The sequence below is a fragment of the Lentzea fradiae genome (genome assembly GCF_900100955.1).
GTDB lineage: Bacteria > Actinomycetota > Actinomycetes > Mycobacteriales > Pseudonocardiaceae > Lentzea > Lentzea fradiae.
Genome location: NZ_FNCC01000001.1, coordinates 594,507 through 608,540, shown reverse-complemented (window position 1 = coordinate 608,540; position 14,034 = coordinate 594,507). Strand labels below are relative to the sequence as shown.

General features: G+C 71.6%; 16 protein-coding genes. 6 read left to right on the top strand and 10 right to left on the bottom strand.

Features of this window, described 5'->3' with window-relative positions; translation table 11 throughout:
- Position 1: 1 nt before the first annotated feature.
- Positions 2-673, bottom strand: a complete 672-nt coding sequence (locus BLT23_RS02850; RefSeq protein WP_090045206.1) for a hypothetical protein — start codon at positions 671-673, stop codon at positions 2-4.
- Between the two features lie 221 nt (positions 674-894).
- On the opposite strand from BLT23_RS02850, the gene BLT23_RS40495 reads away from it, so the two are divergent.
- Positions 895-1,206 carry a hypothetical protein gene (locus BLT23_RS40495; RefSeq protein WP_090045729.1) on the top strand — a complete coding sequence of 104 codons (312 nt, stop codon included), beginning with the start codon at positions 895-897 and terminating at the stop codon, positions 1,204-1,206.
- Between the two features lie 214 nt (positions 1,207-1,420).
- Here BLT23_RS40495 and BLT23_RS02840 read toward each other — a convergent pair whose 3' ends face one another.
- Complete coding sequence (locus BLT23_RS02840) at positions 1,421-1,927, bottom strand: hypothetical protein (protein WP_090045203.1); 507 nt, start codon at positions 1,925-1,927, stop codon at positions 1,421-1,423.
- A gap of 408 nt (positions 1,928-2,335) precedes the next feature.
- Here BLT23_RS02840 and BLT23_RS02835 point away from each other — a divergent pair, with 408 nt between their 5' ends.
- Entirely contained in the window at positions 2,336-3,184 is an 849-nt protein-coding gene (locus BLT23_RS02835) for an AfsR/SARP family transcriptional regulator (protein ID WP_090045200.1), read from the top strand.
- On the opposite strand, the gene BLT23_RS02830 is transcribed toward BLT23_RS02835, so the two are convergent.
- Genes BLT23_RS02830 through BLT23_RS02820 form a run of 3 tightly spaced genes read right to left on the bottom strand, consistent with a single transcriptional unit; the run spans position 3,155 to position 6,990 of the window.
- The gene (locus tag BLT23_RS02830; RefSeq protein WP_143035789.1) at positions 3,155-3,673 is read right to left on the bottom strand and encodes a flavin reductase family protein; all 519 of its coding nucleotides are present in this window, start codon (positions 3,671-3,673) and stop codon (positions 3,155-3,157) included. The genes BLT23_RS02835 and BLT23_RS02830 overlap by 30 nt on opposite strands.
- Positions 3,674-3,683: 10 nt before the next feature.
- A complete protein-coding gene (locus BLT23_RS02825; protein ID WP_090045194.1) occupies positions 3,684-5,768 on the bottom strand; it encodes a tetratricopeptide repeat protein in 2,085 nt (694 codons plus the stop codon).
- 13 nt (positions 5,769-5,781) lie between these two features.
- On the bottom strand, positions 5,782-6,990 hold the full coding sequence (locus BLT23_RS02820) for a hypothetical protein (protein WP_090045191.1): 1,209 nt from the start codon (positions 6,988-6,990) through the stop codon (positions 5,782-5,784).
- Positions 6,991-7,339: 349 nt separating this feature from the next.
- On the opposite strand from BLT23_RS02820, the gene BLT23_RS02815 reads away from it, so the two are divergent.
- Positions 7,340-8,056: a spermine/spermidine synthase domain-containing protein gene (locus BLT23_RS02815; RefSeq protein WP_090045188.1), complete on the top strand. Its 717-nt coding sequence runs from the start codon at positions 7,340-7,342 to the stop codon at positions 8,054-8,056.
- A gap of 28 nt (positions 8,057-8,084) precedes the next feature.
- Here the strand turns inward: BLT23_RS02815 and BLT23_RS02810 are convergent, their stop codons facing one another.
- Positions 8,085-9,011, bottom strand: coding sequence for a helix-turn-helix domain-containing protein (locus BLT23_RS02810; RefSeq protein ID WP_090045185.1), 927 nt, complete (start codon positions 9,009-9,011; stop codon positions 8,085-8,087).
- Positions 9,012-9,067: 56 nt separating this feature from the next.
- The gene (locus BLT23_RS02805; RefSeq protein ID WP_143035788.1) at positions 9,068-10,222 is read right to left on the bottom strand and encodes an SMI1/KNR4 family protein; all 1,155 of its coding nucleotides are present in this window, start codon (positions 10,220-10,222) and stop codon (positions 9,068-9,070) included.
- 268 nt (positions 10,223-10,490) lie between these two features.
- On the opposite strand from BLT23_RS02805, the gene BLT23_RS41990 reads away from it, so the two are divergent.
- Positions 10,491-10,622 (top strand): hypothetical protein, encoded by a 132-nt coding sequence (locus tag BLT23_RS41990; protein ID WP_281248815.1) that lies wholly within the window; start codon positions 10,491-10,493, stop codon positions 10,620-10,622.
- A 6-nt stretch (positions 10,623-10,628) separates the two neighbouring features.
- On the opposite strand, the gene BLT23_RS02800 is transcribed toward BLT23_RS41990, so the two are convergent.
- Entirely contained in the window at positions 10,629-10,826 is a 198-nt protein-coding gene (locus BLT23_RS02800) for a hypothetical protein (RefSeq protein ID WP_090045179.1), read from the bottom strand.
- A gap of 138 nt (positions 10,827-10,964) precedes the next feature.
- Entirely contained in the window at positions 10,965-11,516 is a 552-nt protein-coding gene (locus BLT23_RS02795; protein WP_090045176.1) for a PadR family transcriptional regulator, read from the bottom strand.
- Between the two features lie 126 nt (positions 11,517-11,642).
- On the opposite strand from BLT23_RS02795, the gene BLT23_RS02790 reads away from it, so the two are divergent.
- On the top strand, positions 11,643-12,623 hold the full coding sequence (locus tag BLT23_RS02790) for an NAD(P)H-dependent flavin oxidoreductase (RefSeq protein ID WP_090045173.1): 981 nt from the start codon (positions 11,643-11,645) through the stop codon (positions 12,621-12,623).
- A gap of 3 nt (positions 12,624-12,626) precedes the next feature.
- On the opposite strand, the gene BLT23_RS02785 is transcribed toward BLT23_RS02790, so the two are convergent.
- Positions 12,627-12,932, bottom strand: coding sequence for a putative quinol monooxygenase (locus BLT23_RS02785; protein WP_090045170.1), 306 nt, complete (start codon positions 12,930-12,932; stop codon positions 12,627-12,629).
- Positions 12,933-13,047: 115 nt separating this feature from the next.
- On the opposite strand from BLT23_RS02785, the gene BLT23_RS02780 reads away from it, so the two are divergent.
- The gene (locus BLT23_RS02780; RefSeq protein WP_090045166.1) at positions 13,048-14,001 is read left to right on the top strand and encodes a GlxA family transcriptional regulator; all 954 of its coding nucleotides are present in this window, start codon (positions 13,048-13,050) and stop codon (positions 13,999-14,001) included.
- Positions 14,002-14,034 lie beyond the last annotated feature (33 nt).

Here is a 14,034-nt window from a genome sequence, read left to right as displayed (position 1 = left end):
GTCAGACGCCCGGGAGGGTGGGCAACGGCCAGGCGTTGCCCTGGACCGCCGCGGCGAACACCACGTCGTCGGTGGTGAACAGGGCGACGCCGAACGCGTCGGTGAACGCCTCGACGCCCTCCCGGGTCGGCTTGGCCTGGATGCGGTTGCCCCGCACCACGACGGGCTGGCCCGGCGCCCCCGCCTGCAGGTCGACCCTCATCGTGGCCGGGTCCGCCGCGTACAGCGGCAGCTCGCCCACCCAGTCGTCGTCCACCTTCAGGAAGCCGAACACCACGCCTTCGGGCAGCAGGACCCGCATGCCCGCCATCTCCATGCGCGCCACCGAGTTCGACAGCACGATCCCGCCGAGCGCCCGCCCGCTGCCCTGCCCGGGCTGCCCGAGGGCGGTGACCGTGCCGGTGGCGTACTCCGGGGTGAGCTTGACGCCCTCCACCGTCGTGCCGTCGGCGCCGGTGATCGGCGTGGCCGGTGCGACCGCCTGAACCTGGATGCCGTTGTCCGCGAGCCTGGTGCGCGCGACGTCCGTCAGCCGCAGCTCCGCCAGCCCGTCCAGCGCGGTGAGCCTCTGGTCGCCGGGGGCGGCCGCGTGCGCGACCCCCGTGACGCCCAGCTGCGCGACGAGAGGCGCTGCCACCGCGCCGCTGACGAAGACACGTCGAGTGATGCCCATCGGCCGAGTATCGGGCACTTCCGCGGTTTGGTGCGGAAAAATGACACGATGGTGGATCACCGGTGGCGCCGCCGCGGGAAGTCCGGAATGGACCGGCGGTCAGCCAGACGCACGCCGCTCGGCGACGTGGGCCTGTTGTTCCACAGTGGACATGGTGTTCCACGAGGCCCGAGCGGAACGGCCTCGCTGCCCGGCCCCCGGATCGGTGCGATCCTGGGGTGGTGGCTGAGCAGGAGCACACGCCGGACGGGCACTTCGTCGTCATCGACGGCAGGCGGTGGCGGGCGACCGACCCCGAGATCCCGCCCGAGGCCGCGGCACGGCTGCGCCGCCTCCTGATGGCGGCGCGCAGGGACGTCGGGGCCGCCCTGCGCGCCCAGGACGCCGAGGCGGAGCGGGAAGCTCGCGCACGGGTGCACCTCGCGAAGACCGCCCTCGGGGAGCGGGGCACCCCGTGGTGGGAGCAGTCGGCGGGCGAACGGCGGCAGCGGTGGCAGGACGGCCTCGACGCGTTGAGCCAGTCAGGGGACTGAGCACTCCGCCGGAAGCGCTGTCCCTCTCCGCCACACACCCGCCCGCGTGTCACCCACCCAGGCGGTCCCGCCCACTCCGCGTGACGCGGCTTGGGAACGCGGGGGCCCTACGTTTCCGTACATGGTACGTAGGGGCCCCGCGTCCTACACGGGAAACACGAAAGAGAGTTGCGAACGGAGCGGGGTGTTACGGACAGCAGTTCTGGAAGCGTGCCTAGCAGTTCACGCCGACAGGGGGCGTCTCGGTCACGAGCGTGATCTTGGGCGGCGAGTAGCCGGGTGGCGCGTAGAAGGTGTGGCGTCCGACTGTCACCCAGTAGGCGAGGCGCCCCTGGCAGATGTCGAAGGCGGTGGACGGCATGGGGCCCGCGGAGTTGGGGGCGGCGGCGAGCGAGCCGATGGCCGTCTGGACGAAGCCGTAGCCCTCCAGGTAGCGCCACAGCTCCGCCTGGGCGCGGATCTCGGCGACGGGTGCCGTGCAGGAGCTGCGCGACTTGCCCGTGACGGCGCTCGGGGTGCCGGAGGAGTTGTGCGGGTTGTCCGAGGTGCCGGTGCAGGTGATCACGTCCTGCATGCCCAGGCCGGTGGACCTGGTGAAGACGACAGGGCCGTCTCCGGTGCCGGCACGGACCGGCTCCGCCTGTGCGGGCGCGGCGGGTAGCGCGACGGATGCCGCGGCGACCAGTGCCGTCGCCAGTGATGCCGCCAGTTTCCGGAACATCTGTGGAGCACCTCCAAAGTTGTCGAGGACCACTGCGGTCACGGTGCTCCCGCGGTCTGGACGCGGAGTGAACGGCCACTGAACTCGGGCGCGTGTCAACAGGTTGCGCCGACCGGGTCACGTCCTGCCGATACCGGCAGAGTCCACTGTGGATGGATTACTGCCGCCCGAAACCGCCGCACGCCGCGCGGAGTCCGCGCCCGTTACATCGGACGGCCCCATTTGACCGGCGTTCGGACCACGCCGTCTGTCGGGTCGGCGAGCCAGTCGGGTGACGGGTGGGCTGAATGCCGAATCCTTTGCGTTGCAAGCCATTCCACGCGCACCGGCAGTTTCGGTGAGGGCCCTACCTAACGGTCGGCACCTGGTTGACACTCGCAGTCCGACATAACGGAAGGAGGTGAGCAGGTGGCAACGGAAGATGAACCGCCGCACTTCCGGGTCCTGGGCACGTTCGAAGTCACAAGAGGCGCCCGGCGCTGCACACCGTCAGCGCCCAAGCAACGGGCGCTGCTGGCACTGCTCGCGTTGCACGCCAACGAGTTCGTTCCGACCAGTCGCATCGTGGACCAGCTCTGGTCCCGTGACGCTCCCCGGTCAGCGGTCGCGGCCCTGCACGGGTACGTCACGGCCGTGCGGCGGGTGCTCACGCCCGGCTGGGGCCGGTCACGGGCCTCGCACCCCGTGCTGAGCACGCGTCCCTCCGGCTACGTGCTCCGCCTGGAGCCGCACCAGCTCGACCTGACGCGGTTCCGGGAGCTGTCGAGGCAGGGCCAGGTGGCGATGGCCGCGGGTGACTGCCGGACCGCGAGGGAGAAGTTCACGACCGCCCTGTGCCTGTGGCGGGGGTCGCCGCTGGCGGACCTCAACGACACGGGGATGTTCGACCACGACGTCACCCGGCTGGAGAAGGAGTACCTGGAGCTGCTGCGCAACCGGTTCGACGTGATGCTGTGCGCCGGTGACGGGCACCTGGCCGTGTTCGACCTGGAAGAGCTATGCCAGACCTACCCGTGCTGGGAGAGGTTCCACGAGCAGCTGATGCTGGCGCTGTGCCAGGCGGAACGGCGCGCGGACGCCTTGACGGCCTACGCCAGGGCCTACCGGTTGCTGTCCAACCAGGCGGGCATCGAGCCGGGGCCGCGACTCAAGGCGCTGCACCAGCTGATCCTCAACGGCGAGGACCCGTTCGACCGGGCGCACCGGCACGAACGGGCGCTCTCCGGGCTACCGCCGGCGGGCACCGGTTCCCCGTAGCCGCCAGTCGAGCAGGCGGCGGTAGAAGACGAGCGGCTCGGCGTCCTCCACCTCGGTGCGCGTCACCTCACCGATCAGCACGGTGTGGTCGCCGTGCCCGAACAGCGCGGTGGTGGTGCACCGCAGGTAGATGGGCGCCGGGCACAACCGCGGCACGGAGCCGTCCCACTCCCAGGCCACGTCGGCGAACTTGTCGGCTCCTCTGCTCGCGAAGGTCCGCGCGGTGCGTTCCTGTGCGATGCCGAGCAGGTGCACGCCGAACTCCGTGCTGCGCCTCAACGGTTCGTGGCACCGTGACGCGTGGTCGACGACGACCAGCACGGACGGCGGGTTCACGCTGTAGGAGCAGATCGAGGAGACGAGCAGCCCGCACGGCGTGCCGTTGTCCTGCCGGGTGGTGACGACGGCGAGGCCGGAGACGAGCCTGCTCATGGCGTCGGTGAACGTGGCCACCGCAAGTCCGGCGGCCACGTCCTCCGTTGCGGTCACGGCGTCTCCCCTAGCTCACTGCCGCCGCGGCGCAGAGTTCCCTGCGCTGCCTCGCGTCCTCGTCGTCGCTCACCGCGAGGACCGCGTCGTAGTCGAGGATCGCCGCGGCCAGCTCACCGGACTCCTCGTAGGCGATCGCGCGGTTGTAGCGGACCTCCGGGTTGTCGTCGAGCGTGATCGCCCTGCTCAGGTAGTTGATCGCGGCGTTCAGCTCGCCGGAGGCCACCGCGATCGTGCCGCGGATCGCCCACGCCTCGGCCAACCCGTCGTTGCGCCGCACCGCTTCCTCCAGCGCCTCGGACGCCGCCGCGTACTCGTCCTTCTCGGCGAGCAGCTGGCCCTTGAGGCACAACAGGTGCGCGTTGTCCGGCGCGACCTCGAGCGCGGCGGAGACGTCGCGCCACGCGCCCTCGGCGTCGCCCTGGTCCAGCAGGTGGCCCGCGCGGTTGATCCTGGCGTCCACGTGCTTCGGGTCCAGCTCGATGACGTAGCCGAAGTCCGCCATCGCGCCCTCGACGTCGCCGAGCGCGAGCCGGGAGTCTCCGATGTTGTAGTACGCCTCGGGGAACGGCGGGGAGAGGCGCAGCGCCTCCTGGTACGCCTCGATCGCCTCCTCGACGCGGCCGAGCCGGCGCAGCACGTTGCCGACGTTGAAGTGGTGCTCGGGGAAGTTCGGGTCGCGTTCGAGGACGTAGCTGTAGTCGGCGAGCGCCTCGTCCAGGCGGCCCATCGCGCCGTAGACCTGCGCCCGGTTGTAGCGCAGCACCAGGCGGTGCAGCCGGTGCTCGTCCGCGTCGAGCTCGCGGTCGAGCCGCTCCATCCCCTCGTTCACCAGGGCGAGCGCCACCTCCGGCTTCCGTTCCCGCACCTCGACCAGCGCGAGGCCGTTGCGGGTGAAGACCGACTGGAACGCTTCCTTCTTCGGGTCGTCGAGCTGCGACGCGATGGCGATGGCGAGGTTCATCCACGCCCTCGCACGGACGTAGTCGCGTTCGGCCTCCGGGTAGTGCCGGGCGTGCAGCATGGCCGTCGAGTACGCGAGCTCCAGCTGGACGGCCGGGTCGGTCGAGGCCGAGCGCCCCTCCAGGTACAGCGCGTCGGCCTCGGCGGCACGGCCGACGGCGGCCAGCACGATGCCGGTCTGGAAGGTGAGGTGCCACCACAGGTCCGGGTCGGCCTCGCGGTCCGCCACCGCCCGGCCGCGCAGGCCGTGCTCCGCGGCGCCCTGGTAGAGCCCGACCTTGTGGCAGTGGTCCAGCGCGACCCGCAGCGCCTGCGCGCCCGCTCCCGCCGGGTCGCTGCCGTGCTCCAGGTGGTACGGGATGGCGCCGAGGCGCAACGAGAACCCGTCCTCGGCCGAGAGCAGCTCGGCCCTCGCGTCGTGCAGTGCCGCACGGGCCTCGGCGGGCAGGTCGAGGTAGGCGGCGAGCAGCCGCGGGTCGTCCGCCGTGCCGTCACTGTCCACATAGGTCTGGGCGGGGTTCTCCGGCAGCGGCTCGTCCTCGCCTGCCTGCGCCTCGACGACCTCGGCGCACGCGGCGATCGTCGCCGCCAGCGACACGTCGATCTCGCCACGCGGGTCCACGAGCGGCTCCCGGCTCGTGCCCACGACGACGCAGAGGCCGGGGAGGTCGCCGCGGCGCAGCAGCACGGCGATGAGCTCCTGGTCGGACGGGTCGGCCTCGTGGGCGTTCTCGAACACGAGCGTGCGCGGCCCACCGCCGAGGGCGGCCAGGTAGTCGCGCAGCAGCTCGGCCAGGCCGTTGGCGATGTTGCGGGTGTGCAGGCGGGAGTAGTAGCGGGTGCGCTCGTTGTCCTGCACCGCCCACTCCAGCGTGTGCCAGGCGCTCGGCACCCGGCCCGCCAGCTCCGGCGTGCTGGTCAGCAGCTCGATGTTGTGCCGCTCCCCCAGCTCGGGGCACCGCCGCAGCAGGTCGTCGGCGATCTGCCGGAGCAGCGTCCCGGCAGCCGTGTACGGTCCGCGCAGCCGCCGGTGGGCGTCGAGGACCGCCCAGACCGGCGGCAGGTCCAGTGCGGCGAGGGCGTGGGCCCGGTCGCGCCGCCGGTCGGCGCGGATCCAGTAGCGGCTGTCCATGGGGTGCGTCCTTTCAGTGAATGACGTGGTGCAGGCGACGGTCGCGGCGCGCCCGCACGCGTTCCCTGACCATCAGCCAGCCGAGCACGGCGCCTTGCGCGAGCGCGACACCGCCGAAGACGATCGAGTCGAGCAGCTGGGCCGTCGGCACGCCGTCACCCGTGAGCCGCCCGAGGACACCGGTGACGAACCGGTAGAGCACCGGGGCACCCGCGAGCGCGAACGTCGTGAGGCTCGCGGTGTACCCGACGACGACGAGCCACGAGTACCAGCGCGCCACCTGCCGGTCGACCGGGTGCAGCACCGACTCGTCCTCCTCCGGCTTGCCGGCCAGCCGCCGGAACCTGTTCTTCACGATCCGCATCGCGGCCCCGTGCAGGTCGACGCAGCCCAGCACCGTGCTGACGAGGACGTAGACGTCCGTGCGCAGGTAGAGGAAGAACTGCCAGATGACCCGCAGCAGCGCGGCGAACGCCACGGCCAGCAGGAACCTCCCGGCACCCGACAGCGAGCCGTCCGGGTGGCGCGTCAGGTCGGCGGCGACGGTGCACGCGGCGATGCCGAGGACGTCGGCCAGCAGCCCCGCGACGATCGGCAGGTACCGCTTCGCGCGTGGCACGGCCACGAGACCGTCGAGCGACGTCTCCAGGACGATGAAGTAGAGGCGTCTGCCGATCCGCAACCGCGACCGGACGCCGAGCCTTCGTCCCGCGAGCGCGTGGAACGACTCGTGCAGAAAAAGAAGGGGAATGGCGGCCAGGAACAGCCCGACCTGGATGACCATGTAGTAATCGGAGAAGAAAATGTTGTGGTAGGTCGGCCGCAAATCCGCGTTCGCCACCATCACGAACAACGCCCACCCCGCCAGAACGGCGTAGGCGGCCCACGCGAAGGGCGAGAACAACGCGGCGCCGAGCCGCCCGAACCGCACGGGAGCGGTGGTGGCGACGATCTCCTCCCCCGTCCTGCGCACCAGGTCGAGCTCGTCGAGGCCCGCGAGGACGTCCTCGATGTCGACCTCCTCGCCGTACTCGCGCTCGAACCACGCCGCGGCCTCGCGCGGGGTGTCGCCTTCGACCAGCCTGCGCACGAGCGCGGCGCCCTCACCGGGGAACATGCCGTACGAGTCGATGTCGGGACGGCCGATCGTCACCTCGTCGCCGTCCTCCAGGAACACCAGCGGGTGCAGCGGCACCGGCCGGTCGAGGTCGATCTCGGTCACGCCGTCTCCTCCCCTGGTGTCAGGTCGGACGCGCCGGGCGCGGTGGCCCGGCGCGTCCGCGTCGCGCCTTAGGCCGGCTTGACGTTGTACTGCGAGCAGGCGGCCGCCGTGAGGCGGACCGGACCCACCTTGCGAATCGTGATGCGCTTCATCTTCGCCTGGGGCTTCATGAGAGTTCCTCCCTCCGCTGTTCAACTGACATCGAGGAGTCTGCCCGCCCATTCCAAGAAATCTCCAACGGCGCTCCAAAATTCGATTGCTCCGAATGGTGCGCGAAAAAACCGATGGGCGGTATCGCCGGAAGGGGTCGCCCGAACGGGTCCCGGGCCGGGAGGTACTGTGCCGCCGCATGAGCTCACGCTTCCGGGAACTCGCGTACCACCGCACGCCGCTGGGCGAGCTCACCCTGCGCCGCCGGGTCGACCCCGGCACCGGCGAGGAGATCCACGAGGTCAAGCTCGGCGACGAGTTCCTGATGTCGAGCCTGTTCACCGTCGCCGAGGTGGAGCTGGCCCGCCTCGCGCTCGCCGGGCTGCCCGGCGCCTCGCTGGACGTGGCCGTGGGCGGCCTCGGCCTCGGCTACACCGCGCAGACCGTGCTGGAAGATCCGCGCGTCAGCTCGCTCGTGGTCGTCGACGCCCTCGGCGAGGTGATCGACTGGCACCGCCAGGGCCTGGTCCCCGGCGGGGAGGCGCTGGCGGCCGACCCGCGGTGCCGGCTCGTCCACGGCGACCTCTTCGCGATGCTGCGCTCCGGGCGGGGGTTCGACCCGGAGCTGCCCGGCAGGACGTTCGACGCGATCGTGGTGGACATCGACCACTCCCCGCGGCACCTGCTGCACCCGGACAACGCCGACTTCTACGCGCCCGAGGGCGTGCGGCGCCTCGCGGAGCTGCTCCGGCCGGACGGGATCTTCGCGCTGTGGTCGAACGACCCGCCGGAGACCGAGTACGCGGACACGCTCGCGACGGCCTTCACCGACGTGCGCGCCGAGGTCGTCCGCTTCCCCAACCGGTTGCAGGGCACCGACTCCACCAACACCGTCTACCTCGCCCGCCGCCCCTGACCCGGCTGTCCTCAGTGGACCGCCGCGGCTACCGCAGACCGGTTTCGCGGTCGACGGCCGCGCGGAGGGCCTCGGCCAGCCAGTGCAGCTCCTCGGTGGCCTCCGGCGCGGCGCGCCTGCCCTGCACACGACCGACGAGCGAGCGGTACCGCTCCGCCCCGGCCGCGATCCCGGCCTCCACCGACCGCAGCACCGCGCTGAGATCGGCATCCGGGAAGCAGGCCGCGACCAGCTCCGCCGCGGCGGGGTCGCCGGGCTCCGTGCCGCGGGACCTGGCCTCCGCGACGTCCTGCACGACCTGACGAGCCCACCAGATGTTCGCGCCGGGCGGCTTCGCCGTCTGACCGGACACGGGGAGGCTGAGCTCCAGGAAGGTCCTCATCCGGTCGCGGAAACCCGGGTCCCGCACGAGCTCCGCCAGCTCGACCCAGGCGTCGACCTGGTCGGGCGAGGGATCGTCGGGCAGGTCGACGGTGAGCTCGCGGACCCGGTCGCGCAGCCGGGGTTCGAGGTCGAGCCGGCCGAACACCTCCTCCTTGAACTCCTCGACGATCCGCAGCCGGTCGGCGGCGGACAGACGCGCAAGCCGGTTCATCAGTGCTGTCTCCTCGGTGGTGGAGCGGCGTTTCGCCACGGTCGACAGGACGGCCCTGCTCACCTTGAGGGAACGGATCTGCGCGTCGATCGCCGCCACGTGCGCGGAGGCGACCTCGGCGACGGTGACCTGGCGCTCCAGCACCCTGCGCACGTCGTCGAGCCCGAAACCCAGCTCCCGCAAGGTCCGGACCAGCTCGACGCGGGCGACGCACTCGGAGTCGTAGAGGCGGTAGCCGCTCGCCGTGCGGCCCGCAGGGGTGATGGCGCCCTCGTTCGACCAGAACCGCAGCGTGCGCGCCGACAGGCCCGTCCGGCGGGCCAGCTGGCCGATGGTGAGGAGTTCAGTGCTTTCGTCCACGGAGGAATCCTCGACCTTGCAGCCACTGGAAGGTCAACCGTTGCGGCGCGACCCTTCTAGCTGCCGGTGTTACTCGGTGCCCCCGGCAGGTCCTGGAGCGTCCGATAGGCGGGCGCACCCGGCTTGTACGCGACCAGCTCGCTGGGCAGCTCGTCGCGCACCAGCGCGGCCAGGAAGGCGGCCACCCCGACGTCGAACTCCTCCCAGTTGCCGTCCGCGCCGCGCACCACCACCGGCCAGGAGTCCGGGTCACCCTCGTCCGCCAGCCAGAACAGCTCACCGGCCATCCGGTGGCTGAACTCGGCCCACGGCAGCAGCCCTGGAAGTTCCGGGAAGACCGCGTACGGCAGGTCGTCGGCCCTGGTCCTCAGCTCCGACATGAACGCGCGGTGCTCGGCGAGCAGGTCGTTTTGGTGGCCTTTGGGCGTCGGAGGTCCGAGCAGCACCGTGCCGGCGTAGACACCGACGGGCACCGTGCTGAGCAGCTCCTTGTAGTCGCCCGGCAACGCCAGGCCGAGGAGCCTCTCCGCGACGTCCCAGTCCGGCAGCCACTTCGGTGTGCCGGACCACCCGAGCACCTCGGCCAGGTTCCCGCCGTCCCGCGCGGGCAGCGAGACCTTGCGCAGGGTCGGCGAGCTGACCTCGCAGAAGCCGAGCCACTCCGCCTCGTCGATCGGCCGGAACCCCGCGGCACCGCCATCGGGCTCGACCGGTCCGAGCACCCGGCTGTGCAGGCGGCCGGTCACGAAGCCGAGGAGGAACTCGGCCGCACCGCAGTCGAACTCCTCCACCACCGGCGCGTCGTCATCCCCCCAGATCCCGGCGCTGGAGACCGCGACGGTCCACTGCTCCGGGTCGGGCGACCGGCGCACCCAGAACAGCCCCTCGCGATCCCCGCGCGCCCACGGGACCATGCCCTCCGGCACGTCCTCCGGGTGCTCCCGCCGCCAGTCCTCGGTCTCCTGCGCCTCGACCTCGAACTGGTGCAGCAGGTCCGGCTCCCCGTCCACCCGGTACGGCGGCTGGACCATCACGCCGTTCAGGACACCCGCCGCGCAGAACGAGCCGGGCGGGAAGACCGCGTGCAGGTCGCGGTAGTCGGACGGCAGCTCGAATCCTAGCTTCGCGTGCACGACGTTCCAGTCCGTGTCCACGTAGGACCGTCCGGTCCACCCCGTCGCCTCCGCGAGCCGACGTACCGCCTCGTGCACCACTACCGCCTCCCGATGTCACCCGGCAGGCGGATGCTCTCGTCCTGACCGGGTCCGGAGTGTACGTCCGGACCCCGGTCGGCTTGTGGGCACATGCCTCACGTGACGGGCGGAAGCGCCAGATCCCCCTCCCGCTCGGCCGCGACCGTCCGGTTCGGACAGACCACCGTCCGTCAGCACGTCCCGAACCAGCCGGACGGACTTCAGCTCCCGGTGCACGGTCCGTGCGACCCCGGCGACCGGCGGTTCGACGGCGGCAGCGGCCGAGGTGCTCGCCGAGGCGGGTGAGCAGCCACCGGCCGCGTTCGTGCTGCGGTCGGCAGAGCAGGCGGACCTGCCGCACGCGAGCGCCGATCCCGCGCTCAACCGGACCGTGACGCTGCGGGTGGAACCGGCGTAGGGCGGGCTACCAGTTGGCGGGCGGGTCGCTGGCCGGGAACGAGCCATGACCCCAGACCTCGACCACGTCGTGCCTTGGCGAGGGGATCTCGGCGGTCACGTGAGCGGGTTCGTCCCACAGCAGCGCGACGCGCGCCCCGTCGTCGGCCACGACCGGCCCGTCACCGATGGGCGCGAGGTGTGGTCCTGCCTGGCTGGAGCTCATGTCGACCCTTCCTGTGAGACCGTCGTGCCCGAAGTCCGGAGCACCTGGTTCCAGGGTGCCGCGGCACGGGACCGGACCGGTTGTCCGTTCCCGACAACCGCGGGTCACCGGTTTTCGGTTTCGGACAACGAGCCGGGTCTACTCGGAGCGGCGCAGGCGTTGGAGGAGCTCCAAGGCGTCTTCGCACCACCCGATCCACGCCTGCTCGTTCGCCAGCCCGGACCGCAGGACGAGGTGGTGCAGCTCCCCCTCGGCGTCGAGCAGCCGGTCGGCGAAGTCGCGGCGCTCGATCTCGCGGTAGGTCTCCAGGGTCGCGGTGTGCGCCGCCAGGTGGCGCCTCACCGCGTCCTCGACGCCGCCGAGCTCACCGGTCGCCGCCGCGGCACGGATCCGGACCGCGAGCGAGGACCGTTCGGGGCGGGGCTCGTCGAGCTCGCCGATCCACCGCCGCAGGCTCGCGACGCCCTCCTCCGTGACGCCGACCACGCGCGGCTGGCCGCGTCCCGGCCTGGCGGGGTCGCCCTTCTCCTCGATGAGCCCGGCGTCCAGCAGGCTGCGCAGCTCGCGGTAGATCTGCTGGTGCGACGCGGGCCAGAAGTAGCCGAAGGAGCGGTCGAAGCGGCGCGTCAGCTCCAGCCCCGTGGCCTCTCGCTCCAGCAACGAGGTGATGATCGCGAACCGCAGTGACACCCGTTCATCCTAGGAGGTCGACCACGGCGGCGCGGCCGTTTGTGCAACTCGTTGCATAAACGGCCGCGGCTGGTTACTGTCCAGTAGGCACCCCTGCGGTGCGCACTCCCCGTGAAAGGACTCCCGATGGCACTGCCCCCAGCTCTCGCAGGCGACCTCCGCGTGCCGGTCGTGGCGTCGCCGCTGTTCCTCTGCTCAGGGCCCGAGCTCGTCGGGGCGCAGTGCCGGGCGGGCGTCATCGGGTCGTTCCCCGCGCTCAACGCGCGTCCGGCGTCGCTGCTGGCCGACTGGCTCCAGCAGATCGACGAGGAGAACGACAAGTACCGCGCCGAGCACCCCGACCGGTTCGTCGCGCCTTACGCCGTCAACCAGATCGTCCACCGCTCGAACGACCGGCTCGACCAGGACATGCAGGTCATCGTCGAGCACAAGGTGCCGATCGTGATCACGTCGCTGGGCGCGCGGCCCGAGATCAACGACGCGGTGCACTCGTACGGCGGCATCGTGCTGCACGACGTCATCACGAACGAGTTCGCCCGCAAGGCCGTCGACAAGGGCGCCGACGGCATCATCGCCGTCGCCGCCGGAGCGGGTGGCCACGCCGGCACGCAGTCGCCTTTCGCGCTGGTGCAGGAGATCCGGCAGTGGTTCGACGGACCGCTGCTGCTGTCCGGGGCGCTGGCGCACGGACGCGCGGTGCTCGCCGCGCAGGCGGCCGGTGCCGACCTCGCGTACGTCGGCTCGGCGTTCCTCGCCACCGAGGAGGCGCGCACGGCCGACGCGTACAAGCAGATGATCGTCGACAGCACCGCCCGCGACATCGTCTACAGCAACCTGTTCACCGGCGTCCACGGCAACTACCTCCGCGGCAGCATCGCCGCCGCGGGACTCGACCCCGACGCGTTGCCCGAGTCCGACCCGTCCGTCATGAACTTCGGCTCCGGCGGGAACACCGAAGCCAAGGCGTGGCGCGACATCTGGGGTTCCGGTCAGGGCATCGGCGCCATCCGGCGCCGTTCGACGGTGGCGGAGCTGGTCGAGCAGCTGGCCGCGCAGTACGAGGAGGCGCGGTCGTCGTTGCTCGCCTCCTGGCAGCCCGGCGCCTGACCCTCAGGCGGTGTGCTTGAACGTGAGCACGTCGACCGCGCGGATGTCCGGGGCCGTGGCGAGCAGGCCGGAGGCCACTTCGGACAGTGCGGCGGGGATCTTGCCGGTGAGGTGGGCCTGTCGTGCCTCCTCGTCGTCGAAGGCGTCGAAGATGCCGAACGTCGACTCGTCGACCTGGAAGCCGTACCAGACCTTGGTGCCCGGCTCGTCCTCGACGACGTCGCGGCCGGACTTGAGGAAGGCGGCCAGCTCCGCCTCCTTGCCCTTCTCCGCGGTCAGCAGGGCCAGCACACCGAGCTTCAGCGCCATGACGATCTCCTCTTTCGCTCGCCGCGGACCTGGTGTCCCGGCTCGCTGATCAAGTTAGGAGACCGGCAGGGCTGCGAGGAGTGGCGTAAACGACGTTCTGAGTATCGTTTGCGACATGCGCATCGCGGTAGCGGCCATCGACGGCACGTTCGACTCCGGGTTCGCGGCGATCATGGACGTGCTGGGCGCCGCGAACGCGCTCAGCGCGGGCGACGGGCAGCTCACCTCGGTGACGGTGGTCGGCGCGGGAACGGAGGTCCGCACGGGCAACGGACTCGTCCTGACCACCGTCCCGGTCACGGAGCTGGAGTCCGATGTGGACCTCGTCGTCCTGCCCGCGGTCGGGTTCCGGACACCGGAGCAGGTCGTGGCGGCGATGCGCGACCCCGCCCACGCCTGGGTCCTCGACCTGGCGACGTCCGCCGCCGCCACCGGAACCGCGTTGGCGGCGGCATGCAGCGGCGCGTTCTTCCTCGCCGAGGCAGGGGTGCTGGACGGCAGGCGGGCCACGACGAGCTGGTGGCTGGGCCCCGCCTTCCGGCAGCGCTACCCGTCCGTCGAGCTGGAGGACTCGCGGACGCTGGTCGACGAGGACCACCGCACCACCGCCGGAGCGGCCTTCGCGCACATCGACCTGGCGCTGTGGATCGTGCGGCAGCGCAGCCTCGACCTCGCCGACCTGGTCGCCCGCTACCTGCTGATCGGCGACCGGCCGTCGCAGGCCGCGTTCGCCCTCCCCACCCAGCTGGCGCGGGCGGACCCGCTGATGACCGCCTTCGAACGGTGGGCACGGGCGCACCTCGCCGACCCGCCGCCGCTCACCCATGCCGCCCGTGCCCTGGGCGTCAGCACACGCACCCTGCAACGCACCGCGCAGACGGTCCTGGGCAAGTCACCGCTCGACTTCATCCAGGACATCCGGCTCGACGAGGCGACGCACCTGTTGCGCACCACCACGCTCAGCGCGGACGCCATCGCTGGACGAGTCGGGTACCGCAACGCCGGCACGTTGCGGGAGCTGGTCCGGCGGCGGCGCGGCGTCACACTGGAGGCGTTGCGCAACGGATGACCGGTGATACCGCGAAGGAGGGCCGGGGCGTCC

What these genes read in the sequence shown, in the direction of transcription:
- BLT23_RS02850 (WP_090045206.1), bottom strand. Translation starts at nt 673, where the DNA reads ATGGGCATCACTCGACGTGTCTTCGTCAGCGGCGCGGTGGCAGCGCCT.
- BLT23_RS02840 (WP_090045203.1), bottom strand. Translation starts at nt 1,927, where the DNA reads ATGTTCCGGAAACTGGCGGCATCACTGGCGACGGCACTGGTCGCCGCG.
- BLT23_RS02825 (WP_090045194.1), bottom strand. Translation starts at nt 5,768, where the DNA reads ATGGACAGCCGCTACTGGATCCGCGCCGACCGGCGGCGCGACCGGGCC.
- BLT23_RS02815 (WP_090045188.1), top strand. Translation starts at nt 7,340, where the DNA reads ATGAGCTCACGCTTCCGGGAACTCGCGTACCACCGCACGCCGCTGGGC.
- BLT23_RS02800 (WP_090045179.1), bottom strand. Translation starts at nt 10,826, where the DNA reads ATGAGCTCCAGCCAGGCAGGACCACACCTCGCGCCCATCGGTGACGGG.
- BLT23_RS02790 (WP_090045173.1), top strand. Translation starts at nt 11,643, where the DNA reads ATGGCACTGCCCCCAGCTCTCGCAGGCGACCTCCGCGTGCCGGTCGTG.
- BLT23_RS02785 (WP_090045170.1), bottom strand. Translation starts at nt 12,932, where the DNA reads ATGGCGCTGAAGCTCGGTGTGCTGGCCCTGCTGACCGCGGAGAAGGGC.
- BLT23_RS02780 (WP_090045166.1), top strand. Translation starts at nt 13,048, where the DNA reads ATGCGCATCGCGGTAGCGGCCATCGACGGCACGTTCGACTCCGGGTTC.